Source organism: Xenorhabdus aichiensis, assembly GCF_028598775.1.
GTDB lineage: Bacteria > Pseudomonadota > Gammaproteobacteria > Enterobacterales > Enterobacteriaceae > Xenorhabdus > Xenorhabdus bovienii.
This window is the reverse complement of record NZ_JAQRFO010000004.1, coordinates 1-19,993: the sequence shown is the minus strand read 5'-3', so window position 1 is coordinate 19,993 and position 19,993 is coordinate 1. Positions and strand designations below refer to the sequence as shown.

Annotated in this window: 9 protein-coding genes and 2 pseudogenes; 5 read left to right on the top strand and 6 right to left on the bottom strand. The window is 50.6% G+C overall.

The features are described from left to right. The first annotated feature begins 111 nt into the window (after nt 1-111). Complete coding sequence (locus PSI22_RS03080) at nt 112-384, top strand: AbrB/MazE/SpoVT family DNA-binding domain-containing protein (protein WP_273578551.1); 273 nt, start codon at nt 112-114, stop codon at nt 382-384. Further along, nucleotides 384-758: a type II toxin-antitoxin system PemK/MazF family toxin gene (locus tag PSI22_RS03075; protein WP_273578550.1), complete on the top strand. Its 375-nt coding sequence runs from the start codon at nt 384-386 to the stop codon at nt 756-758. Before PSI22_RS03080 ends, PSI22_RS03075 begins: the two co-directional genes overlap by 1 nt. Nucleotides 759-838: 80 nt before the next feature. Here PSI22_RS03075 and PSI22_RS03070 read toward each other — a convergent pair. After that, nucleotides 839-1,192: pseudogene (locus tag PSI22_RS03070) on the bottom strand (recombinase family protein); the annotation flags it as partial. On the opposite strand from PSI22_RS03070, the pseudogene PSI22_RS03065 reads away from it, so the two are divergent. Beyond that, nucleotides 1,188-1,448 (top strand): annotated as a pseudogene (locus PSI22_RS03065) (IS66 family transposase); the annotation flags it as partial. The pseudogenes PSI22_RS03070 and PSI22_RS03065 sit on opposite strands and share 5 nt — an antisense overlap. A 267-nt stretch (nt 1,449-1,715) precedes the next feature. On the opposite strand, the gene PSI22_RS03060 reads toward PSI22_RS03065, so the two are convergent. From PSI22_RS03060 to PSI22_RS03040, 5 genes are all read right to left on the bottom strand, one after another. Next, the gene (locus PSI22_RS03060) at nt 1,716-4,640 is read right to left on the bottom strand and encodes an RHS repeat domain-containing protein (RefSeq protein ID WP_273578549.1); all 2,925 of its coding nucleotides are present in this window, start codon (nt 4,638-4,640) and stop codon (nt 1,716-1,718) included. 79 nt (nt 4,641-4,719) lie between these two features. Further along, a complete protein-coding gene (locus PSI22_RS03055) occupies nt 4,720-9,165 on the bottom strand; it encodes a SpvB/TcaC N-terminal domain-containing protein (RefSeq protein WP_273578548.1) in 4,446 nt (1,481 codons plus the stop codon). Nucleotides 9,166-9,216: 51 nt separating this feature from the next. Further along, nucleotides 9,217-16,716: a Tc toxin subunit A-related protein gene (locus PSI22_RS03050; RefSeq protein ID WP_273578547.1), complete on the bottom strand. Its 7,500-nt coding sequence runs from the start codon at nt 16,714-16,716 to the stop codon at nt 9,217-9,219. A gap of 389 nt (nt 16,717-17,105) precedes the next feature. Then, nucleotides 17,106-17,654, bottom strand: a complete 549-nt coding sequence (locus PSI22_RS03045) for a metallophosphoesterase (RefSeq protein WP_273578546.1) — start codon at nt 17,652-17,654, stop codon at nt 17,106-17,108. After that, a complete protein-coding gene (locus PSI22_RS03040; RefSeq protein WP_273578545.1) occupies nt 17,641-17,940 on the bottom strand; it encodes a hypothetical protein in 300 nt (99 codons plus the stop codon). Before PSI22_RS03040 ends, PSI22_RS03045 begins: the two co-directional genes overlap by 14 nt. Before the next feature lie 906 nt (nt 17,941-18,846). On the opposite strand from PSI22_RS03040, the gene PSI22_RS03035 reads away from it, so the two are divergent. Together PSI22_RS03035 and PSI22_RS03030 are read left to right on the top strand one after the other, a co-directional pair. Further along, nucleotides 18,847-19,650: a winged helix-turn-helix domain-containing protein gene (locus PSI22_RS03035; RefSeq protein WP_273578544.1), complete on the top strand. Its 804-nt coding sequence runs from the start codon at nt 18,847-18,849 to the stop codon at nt 19,648-19,650. Continuing rightward, nucleotides 19,647-19,993, top strand: a 347-nt coding sequence (locus PSI22_RS03030; RefSeq protein WP_273578543.1) for a hypothetical protein, incomplete at its 3' end; no start/stop codon positions are given. The genes PSI22_RS03035 and PSI22_RS03030, both read left to right, overlap by 4 nt.

Sequence of the window (19,993 nt, the reverse complement as noted above, 5' to 3'; positions counted from 1 at the left end):
GGTGAGCCTAGGTGTTTAGCGTACTATTTTTTCCTCATTCTGTTGGGAGCCTTATTTAAAGCAAAAAGTGTGACTTTGTGAGATAAAGTTACACATTGATTGGAGGTTATTATGGCAATAACACGTTTACGTCAACAGGGCGGGGCAGTAGTTGCCACAATCCCTAGTGACGTTGTAGCAGCAACGGGGTGGTCAGTAGGTACAAAATTGGATGTAAAAACGTCAGGCGACGGAATAAGCATCACACCAACAGATAGAATAGCCAGAGACAGGAAGTCTCTTTCTGAATTGTTGCAGGGCATTGATGAAACAGAAGTGCGGACTTTCAACGAAGCAACAGGCGACGATCTAAATTCTCATCCTGTTGGTAATGAGGTGATTTAATGGTGCGTAGAAGGAACGTCCCAAGCAAAGGTGAAATCAGGCATGCTAACGGCGATCCCATTAGCGGCAGAGAGTTTAAAGGGGTCCATTACTATCTGGTTATCTCTGAATTTGCACTGAATCAAAAGTTAGGCACTGTACTTTGTGTTCCAATTATCAGTGGTGGAGGGCTAGCACGTTCTGAAGCTATTACCGTATATCTAGATGGCTCAAGTACCGATACCGGAAAAATTACCGGTGTTGCGCTTTGCTACCAGATTCGTTCACTTGATTTGAATGAACACAAAGCTACCTATTCAGCACAAGCTGAACCTAATGTCGTTGATGAAGTCTTAACTAAAGTAATCGATATTTTAGATCCTCAATTAAATTGAGCGTCAAATTTTGGTTACTCCCCATGATGGCACGGAAAATCAATACAGTAACCCAATCGAGGGAAAGTCCCTTTCATTCGCTAAGCGTGCGTTGGTGCCAGCACCCATCGGTACAGCGTAGGAACTGATACGCCAAGGTTCTTAGCGACGTCCTTGGGTGGAACACCGCTGGTCAGCAGTTTCTTGGCCGACTCGATCTTGCTGTCTGTCATCTTGGGCTTGCGACCGCCCTTGCGGCCAAGCTGACGGGCGACATCCAGCCCGGCACGGGTGCACTCGACGATCAGCTCACGCTCCATTTCGGTGAGGCTGGCCATGACGTGGAAGAAAAACCGGCCTGATAGCGTGTCGGTGTCGATGGGGTCGGTCAGGCTTTTGAACTGGACGCTTTGCTGGTGCAGCTCGCCAACCAGATCGGTAAGCGTACGGGAGGATGGACGGCTGTCGATTGACAATAACCGGGCGGAAAGAGCGATCAAACCGTTTGTCATCGGGCAAAAGGCGGGGCTGTTCAGCCATACTCCGCACGATGCACAGGCGAGTGCGATCCTCTATAGCGTCATTGAAACAGCAAAAGCCAATGGGCTGATCCCCTTCGATTATGTCATGACTTGCCTGGATGAGTTATGCCAGCCAACTCCGGATTTAGAAAAACTCCTGCCCTGGGAGATGACGGAGAGAAAGGTGTAATTCACCGTCCGCTTACCGAATTAAGGCGTAGATTCATATAATAAGCTAACCACCATAATTACTATGATACAAGTGCAACGCTTGTGAAGAAATAAAGATGGAGGTTAACTGCTGATAGGTTGCTTACGGTGAACTGTACGATAAGTAATGAAAATAATTCTTTATTTACTGTAAATAAAGTACCAGACCTTTAATATAAGCACCTCAAAACGAGGTGCTATAGATAATTATAGGGCAGGGAGTAACGACTAAAGTATTTAATGATAGTTAACTCTTCGCAGCATTTTTCCTGGCTTGTTTTTTGGCCTTGTTTTTTGCATTTTTACTTACATAAGCAGTTACTGTAGGGTTAAATATGCTTTTGTTTGCAAAGTCAGGATCATTTAATAATGAAAACATCCCGCCTGGGACGGTCACATTATGTTGAGCCAACACATTCTTAAGCTCTTTATTCGATGGGATTCTTCCAAGCACTCCCATAAGTCTGGACAGTACCATTTCTATCTTATTGGTGTCTGTTACATCAACACTCGCTACTTCAGAATCATTTTTTAAATAGTAATAGGTATCTTTTACGCTTACGGAGTGATAAAAAGAATCATTCGTTTTTTGTGATTCCCTATTGTTTTTTACTAAATAAGCTACCTTATCATCATTAGCTAGCTTATGATCTGAGTCATCAAAATAGGCCATTTGGTTTATTTGAATTGCCGATGAGACATCATTGTTGAGCAATAATGAGCGCTGTGTATCGGCGTATGTCAGATAATCGTTGGTAACTGTTAATTTGGTGAGATATTCTGCCTCCGTCATTGGATGAACAGTATTTTTATAAAATCTTCCATTGTTACTGCCGATGTGTTTACGATGAGCCTTATCGAATTCTTGATAGGCATGTCCTAATTTTTCAATGTTATTAATAGCCTGCTTTAAAGGCCCCGTCGCGTGTATATTAGGTCCTCGGCCTCGCCCATGGGCTGAGACTGTATGAAGAATGGTATGCTCAGAACTTAATGCAGGCCTCGTACCTGTATCATCTTTAGGTACCCCTTTGTTTCCATATAAACGGGATATCTCATTTTTTCTATTTCCATGTGTCCCTTCAGCACTAATAGTCATTGAGTTAAACACATCAATGGGTAAGGAAATGGTACCTTGTTCGTCGTAGTAATTAACTGGATTATTCCTGACCATTCTGAACAGATTTATCCCATCCACTGTCCCAGCCGGATCCGCACTCAGCCATCGCCCTGCCCACGGTTGGTAATACCGGTAGCCGTAATAATACAACCCTGTCGCATCCCGCTCCTTACCCGAGTAACGAACAATTTTATAACCCACTTCCGTCTGGCTCCTCGCCGTCCACACCGCTGTGCCTCCGTACGGGTAGTATTCTTCCAGGCTGATGAGATTTCCGTCTCCGTCCACCTCCAGACCACTGCTGCCCACCAGGTTATCGTAGCTGTAGCGCATCTGATTGTTACTGATATCGTTCGGCTTGCCGTTCTCCCAGTGCAGCACCCGTACCTGTGCCCGACCCGCTTCGCCCACTATCAGGGTATGCAGTGCTTCTTTTACCGTACCGCTGTTTGTCGTGGTTCGCAGCTCAAGCCCGGGAAGGTACAGTGTGCGCTGCGTCTGCGTGCTGTTACTTGTCTGCTGTGTGGTCGTTTTGATAACACGCTGGTTGCCGCTATCGTAACGGTATGATTCATGGTCGGATGGCTGCCCGTCACGTACCACGGGTGTCACCTTTAGCAGCTCACCGCGCGGCGTCCAGACGAGGTTCTGTCCCGGCAGCAGCTGGTTCTGCTGCCCGCCCGTCGTGAACAGCGCATCCACCTTTGCCGGGTCATTCGTCAGCGTGCTCAATACTGCCCGGTTGCTGTGATCTGAGACCGTGATGTCCGTGGTGTAACTGTTGCCAGTGGCTGGGGCACTGTGACGTATCTGCGTCAGATTGTCCCCACGGTCATAATTATAGGTGCGGGAATAGTTGCTGTAGGTACTGCTATCAATGAGGGAAGGGGTGGGTAACAGCGTGCTTTGTTGACCGATATTGCCCATCTCCCGTCCGGTGGCGGAGACCAGCTGATATAGGCTGTCATAGACATATGTGTTCTCCGGCACCACTTTCTGGTTGCGCCAGAAGCGGGTAGACTCCGCATCGTTGGTAATATGCAGCACGTTCCCCACCGGGTCATATTCATAACGCAGGTCCTGCAACACCTTCGCCCCCTGTGCATGTCCCGATGGGCGTTCGGTTTTTATGCCAACAAGGCGCTGAGTCTCCGGTTCGTAGGTGTAGGTGGTCACTACGCCGTTGCCGTGCTCTTCGCGTAGCTTCTGACCCGCGGCGGAATACGCCAAGGATTTCACGATAACCTGCTCTGTCCCGCCCGCAAGCTGCAACCAGCTACCGGTCAGCAGGCCTGCTACGTCATACGCCAGTCGCTGTATGTTACCCATCGCATCTGTGTTGGTCAGCAGTGCGCCCGTGGCATCCGCCGTGCTCAGGGTGGTGAAGCTTTCCGGTGCCAGCCGGTCGTTCCAGGCGGGTTCATTGTCTCCCTGCCAGTCTGCGTCCGTCCCGTCCGGCAGCAGTTGACGCGTGACGGACAGCGGTATGCCGTTGAGCGCAATACTGTCCGTCTGGTTCAGTCCGGCGGTGTCATAGTGACGCACGCATTGCCCGGCCAGGTTGCTGTTTTTCTCCGCCTGACTGTTCCCCGCCCAGACAAAACGTTCCGTGATACGAATTGCTTCGTCAGCAGGCTGTTCGGTGATACTGAGTGGGCGGCCGGGTAAGGTTTCATGCTCATATTGCCATGTACGGGTGACATCGGTTGCATTGATGGCCAGTACGGGGCGCCCCGTAATATCATTCAGCATCAGGGTATTACCCGCATCGACACTTCTTATGCGCACCACTTCGCCTGTCAGTGCCGTCTCATAAACCATATTAGGATTAACGGTATTATCCGTCTGTTGTAAGTCAAACAGGCGCGGGTCAATGCTGTGCGCCAACTGACCTGCGAGCGTAAACCGATGGCGGGTGATCCGTTCATCAATTTTAGCGGGTGTATCCGGGTGGCGGTGATAACGGAGCTCGCGAACGGTCAGCCCCCGATTATCCAGGACAGTCACTTCCGGCGTTTTTTGATGCAGGTTATCGCCTCTGTTTACAGTCATAAGCCTTTTCCTTGATAGAGTCCTTAACCTTCCCCCGTACCTGGCAGGAAGGTGTGATTATTTAACGTTATCGTGTTAATTAAGAGAGTGTGTCGTTTTCATCCTCATTCACGACAAACCAGGGGGTCAGCAGGTTTTGACGCAAATACCCCTTGGCTGTTCTCACCTGGTATTCCCGGCTGAGCGGGTCATAGCGGTGTGTATCGGCATATAAATCCTGCCGTGCACTGTCATCGCTGAGGTACTGCCAGGCATCCAGGAAAAAGGGCTGGTAAGTTCGGACGGGTTGCCCTTTACCGTCATACTCTGTCCGGCCTGAAACCGCCCAGCGGGTTGCCGTATGGGCTACGAGGGGCGCCCCTTTCGCGTCCGTGATCAGGCAGCCATCTGCCGCGCGTTGCCAGGCTTCTCCCGGCGCATGGTAGACTGCACTTTGCAATAAACGCCCGAAACCGTCGCTGTAAGTGACGCTCTTGCGCAGTTGCTGCTCAGGATCAGTGTCATAACGGTCAGTGGCCAGCGTCAGGACATGGACGGGTTCCCGTGAATCGGCCAATGCCTGCCCATTCAGCACAATGCCCTGACGTTGCACCCAGCGACGGAAACCCAGCGCACAAACCCGCTTATCTTCTGTCACTACCCCCGCGTCAAGCAGTGCCTGCCCCGTAAAGCCGGCTATATATTCCTGACAGGTGTGCGCCAACGGCATCCAACTCAGCGGCGCATAGACCAGGCAGTTGGCGACCGGAAGATCCGGTTTCAAGTCGAGGGCTTCCGCCACTGAGGACGGTGGCGTAAATGGGCGGTTTTCAGGCGGGGTATAACCCTGCGCAGTGCCTGCCTCTGTACCCCAGAACCGGCCGGAGGACACCTGCCCCAGCGCGGTCAGCGTGATGTGTTGCTGATTATCATTGGCATCGGTTATCTGAACGGGGGTCAGGAAGCGGTAATCATAGGTTGTGTCTGTGTACAGACCGGCCGCATCCTGTATGCGAATGACGGCACAATAATGGGTATCCCAATGGAGAGTATTTTTCCCAATTTGCACCGTCGTCCGCTGGGCCAACGGACGGTAAAACGCCTCAGCTCCGCCGTAATCGGTATATCCCTGACGGGCGACCCAGACCGCCGATTCAGCTCCCGTATTAAGCGGGCGTGAAACATGCAGATAACCCGACTCGATTAATTTCTTTTCCAGGGCTTCAGGACTCAATGCGCCATTAAAGGCCTGCAAGGCCAACTCATCAAAAACCGCGGTTTCGGTATAAGCCACCAGCGCCTGTCGGGTCGGTTTTTCTTCGGTTCCGGTCGTTCCGGTATAAGCCACGCGTTGGTGCCCCACATAGGTCAGGGGTGTCCCCGGGGCTATCAGGCTGTTCTCTGCCAGCAAGTCCTCCAGGGTGAAACCTTCACGGGGTACCCGCGCTGCCGGATAGGCCCAGGCATCGCTTCGCGCGACATCAGTTAGTCCCAGTACCTGATATTCCGTATCAGTCAGATGATGGTAACGTTGCCGTTGCCGGGTAAGCCGCAATTGCTGTTGCTGATCATCATAGCTGCTGTCGAATAACGTCGCCGGCAGCGTATCCGGGTAAGGCGAGACAGCGGGCTTAGGGCGACGGGGATAAGCAATCTCGACGGTCTCCCGTGGGAAACCGTAACGGTCACTGCTCAGTACTACCTGCTGATGGCATTGCGGATCTTCAGCAATACGTTCGTACTGCCAGGTTCTCTGTTCAATCACACTCTGCCAGACTGTCGGTGAATTCCCCGGCAAACCCGTCAGAAGCCGAACCTGGGGCCGACTGTCCATAACGGTATAGGGAATACCCGCCTGCGCGGTGCCATCATCGCCATAGACCTCACTGTGTAACGGTTGGCCTTTTAACGCCCGGTGCAGCCAGTAAGCCTCCTCCGTGGGTGGGTTAAAAGTGACATCCTGTTCTTTATCAGGGTCAAAATGCGTAAAACGGCAGGTAAAGGGCGGAAAAGCCTGTTGGTCACCGTGCCAGAATTCCTCCGCCAGCAGGGCATCAACGGTGGGAACCCCGGTGGCAAACCAGCTGATCGTGATGGCGGGCGACAGGGGATCGGTGACTGACGAATCGGTTGCCTGTGCCAGCTTGTCGGTATCTTTCTGGCTGACCCGGCCAAATCCCCGAAACTCCCGTTCCCGGCCATCCCAGGCACCATGGGCGTATTCCTGTATTGACGTCAGTCGATTACCCGTGATTTCATCCCGTACTTCAGTGCGCCACAACACGTGGATGGGAAAGGGCAGATAACTGGTCACAGAACGCCCCACGCTTTCGGCCTGGTGTTTTTCATCCAGCCAGAACTGCGCTGAACTGCGGTAAAATAACGTGGTCTCCGCGCCCATATTGTTGTTGATGGTATTCAGCAACCCGGGTTTGTGTTGAGTCATATCCAACCGCCAGTGCTGCACAGTCCTATGGGGAACAGTCAGAATAATGCTGGATACGCCCAACCCCTGCGTATCAGCAATATGTAACTGGCACGTCCGGTCAAACCGGACATTCTCAGGCAGATTGATACGCACCGGTGCCGCAAATTGATTGCCGCTCTCATTCATAAACAGCTCCAGATAGGTGCTGTGGACATAGAGAATATCGGTAGTGCCGGAACCCTCTATATCGGCCAAATACACTTGGTCGGGATTAAAATTTTTGGCTGAAACCGCAAAACCTTCCAGCTTGATGGGTTGCCCAAAACGGCCGTGTCCGAAATTAGGCCAACACGTCACGCCGTCAGCGGCAATCTCCACCAGATGTTGCTGACCAGAACCCAGCATATCGGCAAAGGCGACCAGTTTTCGTTCATCCGCGCCGGGGATCGGTAATGTCATCCCGTCGGACTGGATAACCGTGCTGCCTTTTTTCCAGCCCGTTGGTTGGTTAGCGTACAGGCGCACACTGCGTGGCCCGATCATGACCAAATCAGCCAGTCCCGCGCCAGTCAGGTCGGCCAGTTGTGCCTGCGGGTGAAAATACTCGACCGGCAAAGCGGATAACGGGACAAAAGGAGACCACTGTCCGTTTGGCGCCATCGTGTGATAGCCATTGACTCCGGCAGAGGTGACGACCCAATCCAGCTTGCCATCCCCGTTGATGTCCATCAGTGAGGCATTATTCTGCTGGGCGGGGATCTGCGGCAGCGGTTTTATCTCCCCATAGGCCACGGCATTGTGTTCTTCCACCCGGGTGTCACGTCGGGGAGAGCGATACCACCACGCATGGGGCGCGTCCTGATAAAGGATGCCCGGTAAGCCTTCGCCATACAGGTCAACGAACTGATACGGCTGTAGGTGATTTAATTTGTCCAACTGCGGCATGGGCTGCCAGGCCGGCAACGATGCCGTATCCAGCCGTTGATAATCCAACTCCAGCGGCGGCAGGGTGACGGGCGTCCCGTCATTTTCATGGGCCACCTGACGGGCAGAAACCAAAGTACTGATACTGTGATTGGGATCGTAACTTAGCATCAGACGTGAGATTAATGCAGGCACTTCGCCGGTCTCATTTTTACCCGCCAGCGCATTCAGGCGATGGAACATCAGCACCTGCCGGCACAAACGGCGGGTACGGATTTCAAAGCCGTATTCAAAACGGGAGAAACAATCGGGGCGAGCCGTCCAGCTTGCCGATCCTGCCTGAAACGCAGGCACTTCATACAGCGAGCCTGCCCGTTCACCGTAATCAAACACCAGATGGAACAGCCATTGGTCATTGGCAGGCAGCGCCTTATCCAGGGCAAACAGGCTCGCCTGTGGCGTGATATTGCCGTAGTGAACCTGCAATAAATAGCGCTGTGCAGCGGATAATGGATGCTGTTCTTTTTCAGGCTCATCGCAGCCGGCGTCATCTTCGGCACGGTATTGATAATAAATATGCTCACCGGTGGGCGTCACGGTTTCTTCGAGTAGCCACTGAGCAATCTGGCTATCTTCAGCCGGATTGGCCACCCGGGCGTGGGCATTTTTGCCAAAGAGATGGACTTGGCCCTCCGGGCTGAACATCACCCAGAAGGGTTTTTGTGTAGGGTTTTGTGCGGGCTGCCAGTACTCCAGCCGGCTGAAATCATGAACGATACGGGGCTGATAACGGGTCACCTGCCAGCTCTCATCTAACGTGATGTCCTGCAACTGGTTCGTGGTACGGATATCCGGCTCACCCCGTTCATTCGGGGCAACCTGCATCACCTCGCCCATCGGGCATAAAAAGGTATCGTTGCCCTCATAACGCGGCACCCCGTGTGAGGTACGCAGGCTGATCGCCATGGAAGCACAGTGCCACCCCATGCCAAAAGCCCCATTGCCGCTGCCGCTGCTGTAGGTGAGAGACTGCGCAGGGGCCGTGCCGCGCCCGCCGGAAATCGGCAGCGGTAATGACAGCGTAGCCATCCCATCAGGGCCGCCCCCGGTAAAGGTTTCCCCCATGCCCCGGAGTGTCCCGCCGCCTTTGGGCAGTGACGGGGTTTCAATCTGCAAAGGTTCTGTATTTTGCATGTAACAATTCCTTACAGGCCCCGATGGGGCCTGTATTTAAAAATATCTGGATTAAGAACGGATGGTGTAACGGATGTGCAGAATAATGTCGTTCAGGCTCTGCAACAGCGTCTGCTGCCGATCGGTCGCATCCGGGAAGCTCAGCACCAGTGTGCCGGTATCGTCCACCGGAATGCCCTCAAACGGCAGCCAGCGGCTGTCGTTGAAGTCGAGCTGGAACTGGCCGCTGTCGTTCATGTCATGAGAAAGGGCAATGGCGTTACAGCCGCGCGGCATCACCACACTGCCGCCGTAACTGAGCATCGCCCGCACGTCCTGATACGGCCCAACCAGCGCCGGTAGCGTGACGCTGATTTGCCTGATCCGGCGGTTCTTGCCCAATTCTTCCGGATAATCCCTGCGGATGTTCAAACCGGACAGCTTCAGCGTCGCCCGCAGCCGGTTCCCCTCCACCTTCAGACCGTTCTCATCGGTCCCCGCGCTGCCCTTACCAGCGCTGATCAGCTCGCTGAGTTTGTCGGCTAGCGCAAAGCCCCCACCGGGCAGTTCCGCATAGACCGCCGACAGGCAGACCGTGCGCGTCACCTCTTTCTCGCGCTGGTCTTTCTGCAGGTAAGCCTGCTCCATCTGCGCCAGACTCAGCATCAACGTTTCGCCGGCCATCAGTCCGGCGTAGTTGCCTTGCCAGGCGCCGGGGCGGATAAAGGTGGCTGAATCAAGATCCAGCGCCCATTGATACGCCTCCTGCGCCATCAGACAGCGGGATACCGTCAGGTCGTAGAACTGGTAGTAAATGGCGGACAGTTTGCCGCGCAGCCAGTTGTACAGCGCCTTGTTGGTGAACTTGTTTTGCAGGAAGGCCAGCTGCGCCTGTGCCTGGTTCTGCTGGGTTTCCAGATAGGTTTTCTGCAGCACCGCCGCCTCGCGACGTACCGCCAGCGCGGTCAGGGAGGCATCAATCTGCTTCACTTCAGACGCGGCATTATTACGCAGGATCTCCCACTCCTGACGACGACGACGGTAAGTTTCAGACTGGCCGAGGTGGTCTGCCTTAATACGTGTAGTGTCAGAGGCGATCCGCGTCCCAATCCCAAAGGCATTGGAAAGCGCACCAAACCGCGATCCGCCCACCGCCATGCCATAAATATTGGGTACCATATCCAGCGCGGCACCCGCCATAAATAAGGCCTCGGCTCCGGCGGCGATAGCGGAGGAACGGGTGTACAGATCCATGACCTGCTTTTCAATAGTGTTGACATCCTCGTCGTACAGGGCGGTGTAGCTGTCAAGGCGCGACTGTGCTCCGCGGCGGCTTTCTTCCAGCGCGCTCTGGTCGGCGTCAATTTCCGCGAGGGTTTTCTCCTGCTGCGTCAGGCTCTGCAGTACCAGTTCGGCTCCCTGCGTCTGCAGCAACTCCGCTAGGGCTTCGGCGTCCTGGCGTTCGGTGATACCGAGCAGGGTGGCGCCAAACTGCATCAGCTGACTCACCATGCTCCGGGCGCTTTCCAGCATCACCGGGAAACGGTACAGCGGCATCACCGCGTGAGGTAATGTGCGACTGCCCTGTGACGTATTCACCGCCGCACTGAGCAGCGCGGACGGATCCGCCGATGCCGCGTAAATCTCCACTGACAGCGGCAGACCGTCAATGGACAGGTTGTGCCGCAGATTATACAGACGCTGGGCCAGCGTCTGCCAGTAACCGGCCAGCCTGGTGTTTTGCGACGGCAAGAAGAGATCGGTCAGCGAATTGGCGGTATCGCCTTCCCGCTCAGCGGTCTGCCAGCGTACCGCTTCCAGCGCCTGCCGGGAACGGAGCTGTCGGGCCGGGTCGGCCGCCTCGCGCAGGGAAGGATTGCTCCAGTAGTTGCCTCCCGTCGGCAGGAACGGCTCGTCGCCGAGCAGGGACAACGCCTGCACATACCACATTTTGGCTTCGTTAAGGGTATCGCGCTCCAGCTGGCGGTAAGCCGCATCGCCGCGGGCCAGCAGTAGATCCATTAGCGCCATAAAGGTGGCCACCTTGTAATGCATCGGGTCGGCCTGCGCCACCGCATCCGGATCGACCGAATCCAGCGGGTTGGCATTCCAGGTGGTCTCCTCTTCCAGCGGGCGGACGTTCCACTGGTAGGGGGCAGGCTGGCCATCCAGCATGTAGCCCTCGGGACTCCAGATATATTTTATCCACTGCGTGGCGTCACTGAAGCAATTTTCCTGCAAGAGACGCCTGAATGCCATCATCGGGACGTAGTAAAACATCTCCCAAAAATAGAGGGCGTTGGCACCGTTAAAATCCATGGGCTCGGTTGTCTGACCATTCCGTATCAGCACATCGCTGAACATCGAAATGTCATTGTTTTTTTCGTTTAATTTTACCGCGGTCTTGGCGCTGTTCGCATAGCTAAAATGAGCGCCTTTCCCGGTACCGTCGCCTTGTTTTTCCGTGCGCAAAAACACCTTGGCGATATAGTCCTGATTGAGCGGCGTTTCATCAAGGGGGACAAACACCCTGACCGGTAAGGTGTGGCCGGAAAGCATGCCTGAATAGATGATATGTGCATCGTTATCCACCACATGCTTAAGATTAAGGGTGAAGGCCCGGCTGTTGCCATGAACCTTTTTATCATACGGCGGCAGTACAAAATCTGCGTAGAATCCCTTACCGAGCTGAGGCTCCTGCAGTTGCTGGGTTGTCATTGACAGTACGCTGTTCAGCCCGTGACTCGCCCGGGCAACCAGCTGCTTTGCGAACAGCGTATTGACTCGGGTGCGATAAACACCGTACTGCAGATATTGCGCGTACGATGCCGTGCGATGCAATGAAATGATCGGCAATGAGGAGGTGACTCCCTTGGTTAAGGTGACCTGAATACCCTCACGCCCCAGTTTTCGCCCATCGACGGTTTTACCGCTGAAGGTAAAGTCGATAGCGAGAGAATGGTTTTTTTGATTGTCGAAGTCTCTTAAGGGAATATTCACTGAGCCGGCGTTAAATTCGAATCGCACCTCATCCAGAAGGGGCGCTCTGGAAGGCTTATCGAAATAGCCCTTCGCCCCGCCGCTCACCGTCAGACTGACGCCATTATCACTAATTTGGGTGCTAAACCGCTTAAAGTCCGTGAACTCAAAGTTAGGCTGGATTGGGTAGAAAGGATTGACTCTGTCAACGAAAACGACCTCAGGACTGGTGCCATAATTATCTCGCTCAGATACCCAGATAGTCTCGGTGGTGTTTTCCATTCTCGTTGTTGGGTAAGACGTTCTATCCCACCTATAGTAACGATCAAGATAGAATGGCCCATTATCAAGATAAAGATACCCTTCACTGCACCAAATATATACGTTATATGCGTTAGGGCCAACAGGTGCCGTCACTACCTCTGCTACACCGACGTAACTGGTAATACAACTGTCCGCCAGGAAAAACTCCCCTGTCTGCAATCCAATTTCCTTCATTATCCGAATCTGTTTTTCAGCACGAGACCCCTTTGGCGGCTGAAATAACAAATTAGTACGTGCCATAAAGCTCAGGATAACCTTATCGCCGGAGATGGCAGCGGTTAAAGAAGCTACCTCACCATTACTGAAGCGAGAAAACTGTCCCGCTCCCCACTCAAAGTCGGTCTTTTTAGGGGCGGATATGCTGATGTGCGTTTCACCGTGCATATAAAGCGTATTGAACCGGACTTCCGTCAGGGTATCCATCTGTTTATAAATATACCCGACATTTTCTGATGAGATATTTCCGGTGACATCCTTAACGCTGCCGTCAGGTTGGATGGTCACCCCTGAGATACTCGTAGGGATATTGTTGTAAGTAGCTTGTTTTTTATAAAAATAAACATACAGTGTCTCCTGCCCCACATCACGGGCGCAATACATGCCGGTATGGTCAATATCAACATTATTCAGCGGCAACGTGCCCGCCTTCAATGACACCGACACGGGCGCGCTCCAGGAGCCATCATGCAGAATATGGGCGTATTTCAGTGTGCACTCGACAAACAGGGTCGGCGTACTGCTCGTTGTGGAAACCTCCTTGCTTTCCACCCACACGATATAGAGCCGTGACTGGAAGACGACCGGACGGACCAGATTATTGACCGCGGAGACCGCGACGGTGATTTTCTTCCATTCACGCCATGCGTTGGCGGGCAGTTTCCCGCCTGACAGCATCCCGATATTCGCCGAGCGCCAGTAATAGTCCCCGATGTCCGAACGGCCCAAAAGGTAAGTCAGGCCATCCTGATCGCTGACGCTGTCATGATAGCCGCTGATGACATCCAGGTTAGCAATGTCTTCGAAGCGGGTCATGTAGGTTTTAAAGGCCCCCTCCACCGTATCGCGGTTCAGCTGGCTCTGGCTGAGAGTCTGCAACATTTCATCCATCATCCCCGTCTGGCCAAGGCGCACGGTGGGATCAATGTAGTTTTCCGGGTAGTAGGCCAGCTGCGACACCCCGACCCAGGTGCTGTAGCGTTTGTTGTAGGTGTCCCAGTCGGTAAAGAACTGCCGGGATTTGACGGTATACTCCACGTCCTCTTCCTGGCCGCTCAATGCCCGGTTCACGTACAGCTGCACGCCGGCGATCGCCTCCGCCAGCCGGGTGGTTTTCACCTGCGCCGACACCTGGTTGTCCAGCAGAAGCCAGCTGTAGAGTTGGTCGCGGTCAGAGACCCAGGACGGGGCGGTATTTTTAATCACGTAGGCGCTGAGTGCGGTGCCGAGCGCCTCATCCACTGTGGTCTGCAACTGGCGGGTCTGCCGGCTGTTGAGACCGCTTTGAAGCGTATGGCTGATGGCCACCCAGTCACGGTAGGACGGCCGCTGAGCCGGATCGGTGTACTTCAGGCTCATCAGCGCGGCGACGCCGGCCGGCGTGATGCCCAGCGCAGTGGCCATGTCTATCCATTGCAGCGTGACGTCTATCGCCGGCCAGCCGCTGAAGACCACCGCCTGATTGTCGTGTTGGATCAGCCCCTGGATGACTATTTGCTCATCCAGCGTCATGGCCTGCGCTAGCTGCGCTGGCGTCAACGCGCCGTTGCCCAGCGCCGCCAGCATCTCCGTGGCGGAGACGCCGCACCGTTGCAGCCAGTGGTGAAAATTCGCCAGCGCACGGATCGTGGCAATATTCTGCGGCAGGCTCTTGACGCCGGCGATCAGGCTCCCCGGCTGCGTGACGGCCAGCGAAAGTTCCCCCGGGGTCAGCCCGAGGCTGCGGACGAGCAACGCCAGCTGGCCCGTCACCTGACAGAACGTCACCAGCCGAATGCTCTCATCGGGCGTCAGCGAGGTTTTGTTGACCAGCGCCAGGAAGGTTTTTACCGTTAGTTTCTGCGGTTTCAGCTGATCCAGCCACAGCAGCACAGCCGTTGCCAGTTCGGCTGAATCCAGCCGCGTGGCGGCGGCAATATAAGGCGCGGCCGCCTCGATCAGCGCCGTCTCATTCAGCCGCTCAGGCTCCAGTCCGGCTATCCCGTCTCTCAACGTGGTCACCAGATTCTCGATCTCCGGCGACCGCGCGGTGCTGTACCGGTCGGTGGTCATCAGATACAGCTCGCTGACCGTCCAGCCTTGTACCGTCAGCCACTGCGTGTACAGGGCGAGGAAACCGACAAGTTCGCTCAGCGCCGTTCCGGAAAGGCCAGCGATACGGGTGGTGGCATAAGGGGACACGGACAGCAGCATACCCAATTCGGTCACGCTCAGGCCATGAGCGTCAGCCAGCAATTTTACCCGGTACAGGAGGGACAAATGCTCGAGGGTACAGGTAAAGGCTGGCGGCGTAGCGCTCCCCTGTGCCAGGTTCCAGAGGGTGGTCAGTTCCGCATCGTTGACCTGAAACGCGCGCTTCATGACACCGGTGCGGAAAGAATCGGTAACCTCTGTGGGCGTGAGTTTAATGGTCGCACCATCAGCATAAAACGTCTGTCCGTTCAATGGGGGGGTATTGAACAGTCGGGTAAAGGCGTCGGGTTGACCGTTGTGACTTATCTGACTGATAACGCTGCCGGCCAGCACCAGAGCAGAGGACACATTAATGCCGTAGCGCTGCATGTAATGCTGCACCCAGAACAGTTGACTCAGCACGTCATCGTTAACGGACAGGTTATTATTATGGTTATCAATAACGGCGTGAATATCAGATAAAGATATGCCGGTTGCCTTATAAAGCCGGATGAGTTTGTTGAGTTTCAACAGGTAAATATGGTAAGGCCATGAGTCAATTGTAAACGTAAGTCTTCCTTTGATATTACAGAAACCTTCTTTTAAGTCTGCGTGGCCTGTCCAGATTTTGAACTCTTTCTCGTCAAAGCTGAACTCCACTACATAACTATTGGGAATATGGGGACGGAAATCCTTAATCTCTTCGTCAACTAAATTATTTCGGGGTGAAATCGTATCACCGGTACCTATCCATAGCTGGTTGAATTTTTTGTTATAAGACCTATAAGACACATTAATTTGACAAAATCCATTACCAAGAGGAATTACCTCAAGGTAATCCAACTTATATGGTTGCTTGTATTTTCTTGTTATAACAACGATCTCTCTCTCACCATTCCCTGAGTCAACCAGTGCGAACAATCGGTTATTCCGGTAGTGTTGTCTGTCAGCATCCACGCCATCACCTACAATCAAAAAATCCAGCGCCGTGGATATTTCATCATGCGTCAGCCCATAGTAGTGGGCGAGATAATCCATATCTTTAAAATGTTCGATAACAATATTTTCCCCGAAGTTTTTTATTATTAGTTCTTCCGCATTGGCTTCGGTTATTTCCTCGGTGAGGATATTATAGAGTTCTGGAGATATGCCGTTTTTAATGGCCAGCATGGAGGTGGTATCCATCTGTGCGGCGACATCCGGGTTACGCTGGAAGGCAACCAGCTCCTCATCCTGCTGCATCACGGCCTGCCGGCAAGTCTCGTACGGCAGATGGAACGGCGTCATCCCGGTCTGGCGATAGGTGGCGAGCACTTCCAGTACCCCGTCGTAATCCCGGTTTTCCTGCGCCTGGATATTATTCAGCAACAGTTCGTTGGACAGGGACAGCGTGGAAAGCTCGTCATCCATGTTGTTTTGCGACAGAGAAAGTGAGGCCAGATCGGGACGACGCTTGTCCAGATGATAGGCCGAGGTGGCGGCATGGAGGTTTCTGGCCTCGCGATAAAGCTCGGTCAGGTAGCCGGCCGGGGAGAACATGGACGCGACCGAACCGGGTTTCACAAATTTACTGGCCCGCCCCCCGAAGAGGTCATCATAGCTGCGCTGCAAGGAGGACTGGCGGATACCCAAGCGTACTGCGTTTGCCAGTTGGGGATTGGCGCGGCTGAGAATGCGGGATTCCGCCATCCGGTTTTCTTTCAGCGCCTGCTGCGCCTGCTGATATAAAAAGTGTTTCTCGTCCCAGCTCAGGCTGTCGCCGGCCAGCGCCTGCAACTCAGCGAAGGAGAGCCCCATAATGTCCGGCAGAGTGGCAGGCTGGGCATCAGTATCTTTGATGCCGCGGTTCAGTTTATCTAGGAGCTTATCGGTATTGTACATATAACTCTTATCCTTTTTATGGTCGCCTTCCTGCTGCTCTTGCTGATACGTGGTAGGCTGATTTAATACCTTAATGTTTAATTAAATTAATATGAGTAGCATGAAAGAGTCATTCTGCCTTAATGCATCATTTTGAAATAGTGTAATTTTTATCACGCCTTGAATACTTATTGCATCGGTAAGATTGACTGCGATCGTCAGTTTTGATCTATTACTTTTATTTTCTGTAAAGTAAAATATCTATTTCTGAATTTGTCATTAAACGTCTTGATCACCTCGGTTTTATCACCGCTTTTACAAGATATAAGATTATTTATTTAAGGTTCCGGCGTGAAACCTTAGTTTTATAATTTTCCGAAAATAGAGCTGAAATGTTCTATAAACTTAGGTTATCCAGAACTCCCATTGTATCTGGAAACTTGTATACACTTACCATCAACAGTAGCCATTAAATAATTACCTTTAAATAGAGCGCCACTGTTATATAGCGGGATCCCGTATAAATCGGACTTTCCTGCAGAATGCGTATGACCAACAAAAATAGCAAGAACTTTATATTTCTCCAGAAGTTGTTTGAATTTATTCAGTTCATTTTCACTACTTTCATCTGTAAAATGGCCCTTGGCATCATGGAAGTTTAATATAATAGTTTTGCCCCGATTAGCTGCACTCTGCAAATCTTTTTCAAGCCATGATAGTGACGGTTTTATTTTAGTGTCCGCACCAAATATTGGGCTTAACGTAGTAATGTAAGTCGGGTAATTCTGGAGTTGAACATAATGCATATCCCCATAATCCCATGAATAAGCTAAACTTCCTGTTTTGTTATATTTATCAAAATACGAGGAAAATTCCCCCATGTTCATTGTCTTATATTTGTTAATTCTATTATTCATATCCCATACGGCTGATAATGCACATCCATCAGAGCTGCTCACCCGCCGTCATGCAGCCACCCACATTACTAGCATAGTCATGATTCCCTAAGCCAATGAAAAGTATGCTTGATAGTTTAGATGTGTAAATTTTATCAAAACTGTCTCTGCTATCCCGTCTGCCAAATTCAGTGATATCACCATTAACAATCCCAAATGCGAAATTCTTATCATTTTTTAACTCTTTTATGCTACTTGAAACCACCTCATTAAATGACTCCCATTTAGAACGGTCCTTGTTTGGGTTATTACTGCTGGTATCTAAACGAAAAGGTTGAGAGTCTGACATAATGAGAACATTATATTTTTCGCTGCATTCTTTTCATTAACGTAGACCGTATATGTGTTTCTCGCATCATTTAAATGATATATATCGTACAATTTGTATTGATCATTTACCGGCAAAAGATTTTTAGCAGAACCCCAATGCGGCAAGTTCCAATAAACATCAAAGCTTCCCCCATAAATTTAATATCTTACATTATCCTTAGTCCCGGTAGAAAATGAATCCCTTCCATAAGGCTGAATAGTTGATAGAGGTTTGGAAACCCAGCTACCCCACTCCACATTTTTTCGAATTATAGAGAGGCTATATTGAGTGTTATTAACAACAGTGTATTTAACTCTGTCATAGGTTTTAGTTGATATATGTTCTTTGTTACTACTACATCCAAATAAAAATAATATGACTGCTAAGAATAAAATCCGATATTTAGTGGCCATCTTTTAATCCATTGCTTGCGGCTTAATCTATTTTTTGGTGCGTAGCGCCGTACCGTTCAGATTGTAAGTGTATACATCAAGTGCATGAGTCACTCCATAAGCACATCCTACGATGAGTGAAGAACTCAACATTGACCTCTTGTAATCTGAGCTCCGTTTTCCCGTGTCACACTGCGCATCTAGTCAAGCAGAGAACCCCTGTGACAACGACGACAATGATAGAGAATAAAAAAAACAAAAAAAACATTATACTAATTTATTTCATTAAAAAGGTTTTTATTCCGTAAAAACACATATTATAATAACTAATATCCAGTAATAATAAAAAAAACACACGAAGCAGCAGTTAATACCTCTTTAAAAACAGAGGATAGATCATTCACTCCTTTTAAATAAAACCATTGACGGGCAAATGGAAAATCTATAGATCTATTTTTTTAAGAAAAATCTTAATCTGTTTGGAATTAAGTCATTGAAATACGTTATAAACTTTACCATCATATATTCACCTGCAGACAAGCAACTGTCATTACTCAACGATAGCAATCATGAAATCACACTATCAAACCAAGCGGCGCGACTGCTGCTTGAAATGGTTACTAACAGCAATGAGACTCTTCATCGGGAAGATTTATTGAAAAGGGTATGGGAGGATTATGGTTTTACACGTTCAAACAATAGCCTCAATGTCGCTGTAAGCGAGATTCGAAAATCATTTGAATCCTTGGGAAGGGATCCAAAGATTATCATCACCATTCCTAAAGTAGGTTTTCGTTTCGAGGGTGCTGTAGAGCCAGTAATTAAACAGAGTGAAAATAATGTTTTTCCTATTAATGAAAGTGAGGCGCAATTAAAGCACCCCGCTGATAAAACTATTTTCACAAGGCCAAAATACCAACAAATAAAAAAATTCGTTATATGCATGACATTCGTTTTCCTCTGTAGCTACGCTTCTTATGAAGCTTTTATTACATTCAAACACCTAAACGTACGCCATGAAAAAACAACATTTCTTTATAGCGTTGGAAAATGTGACGTTTATGCATTGGGAGATCTCCCAATAGATGTAGGTGAGAATTATATTGATATAGCCAAACAAGATATCAACAAAGAAATCATTAATTGCGACATCGCGAAGGGGAATATTTACTACAAAAAAACACGTAGTGGCAGTCAAGACACACAAATTAGTTTTATAGGCATATGTGGCTTAGACAAAAATAACAAAACTAAAAACTGCAGAAGTATATTAAACAACATTGGTGTAAATCGATGAAAAAGAACTATTGGTTATATATTACGCTTTCATTACTTTCCATTGTTTTGTCAATGGTATTATTTAAAATTATCAATGTGAGTAATAAAAAAAATAATATCGAGATCCGATGTGCGGGTGAGTTAACTTCACGTAGAAAAGTTAATAACACTGATCTAGCCAATTTAAATGAAAAATTTTTTTTATTTTTATATGGTAATGGGACCGGTTTTTTGACACAGAAAGGTGTACTGTCAATAGATAATAAAAATTACATCATCGATCGTGAAGTGAAGGTTGATTACACTGATTTTGATAAGGATCAGATATACATATTCAAAATGATAAATGTAAAATTGCGGGC

What these genes read in the sequence shown, in the direction of transcription:
- PSI22_RS03080 (WP_273578551.1), top strand. Translation starts at nt 112, where the DNA reads ATGGCAATAACACGTTTACGTCAACAGGGCGGGGCAGTAGTTGCCACA.
- PSI22_RS03075 (WP_273578550.1), top strand. Translation starts at nt 384, where the DNA reads ATGGTGCGTAGAAGGAACGTCCCAAGCAAAGGTGAAATCAGGCATGCT.
- PSI22_RS03060 (WP_273578549.1), bottom strand. Translation starts at nt 4,640, where the DNA reads ATGACTGTAAACAGAGGCGATAACCTGCATCAAAAAACGCCGGAAGTG.
- PSI22_RS03055 (WP_273578548.1), bottom strand. Translation starts at nt 9,165, where the DNA reads ATGCAAAATACAGAACCTTTGCAGATTGAAACCCCGTCACTGCCCAAA.
- PSI22_RS03050 (WP_273578547.1), bottom strand. Translation starts at nt 16,716, where the DNA reads ATGTACAATACCGATAAGCTCCTAGATAAACTGAACCGCGGCATCAAA.
- PSI22_RS03040 (WP_273578545.1), bottom strand. Translation starts at nt 17,940, where the DNA reads ATGTCAGACTCTCAACCTTTTCGTTTAGATACCAGCAGTAATAACCCA.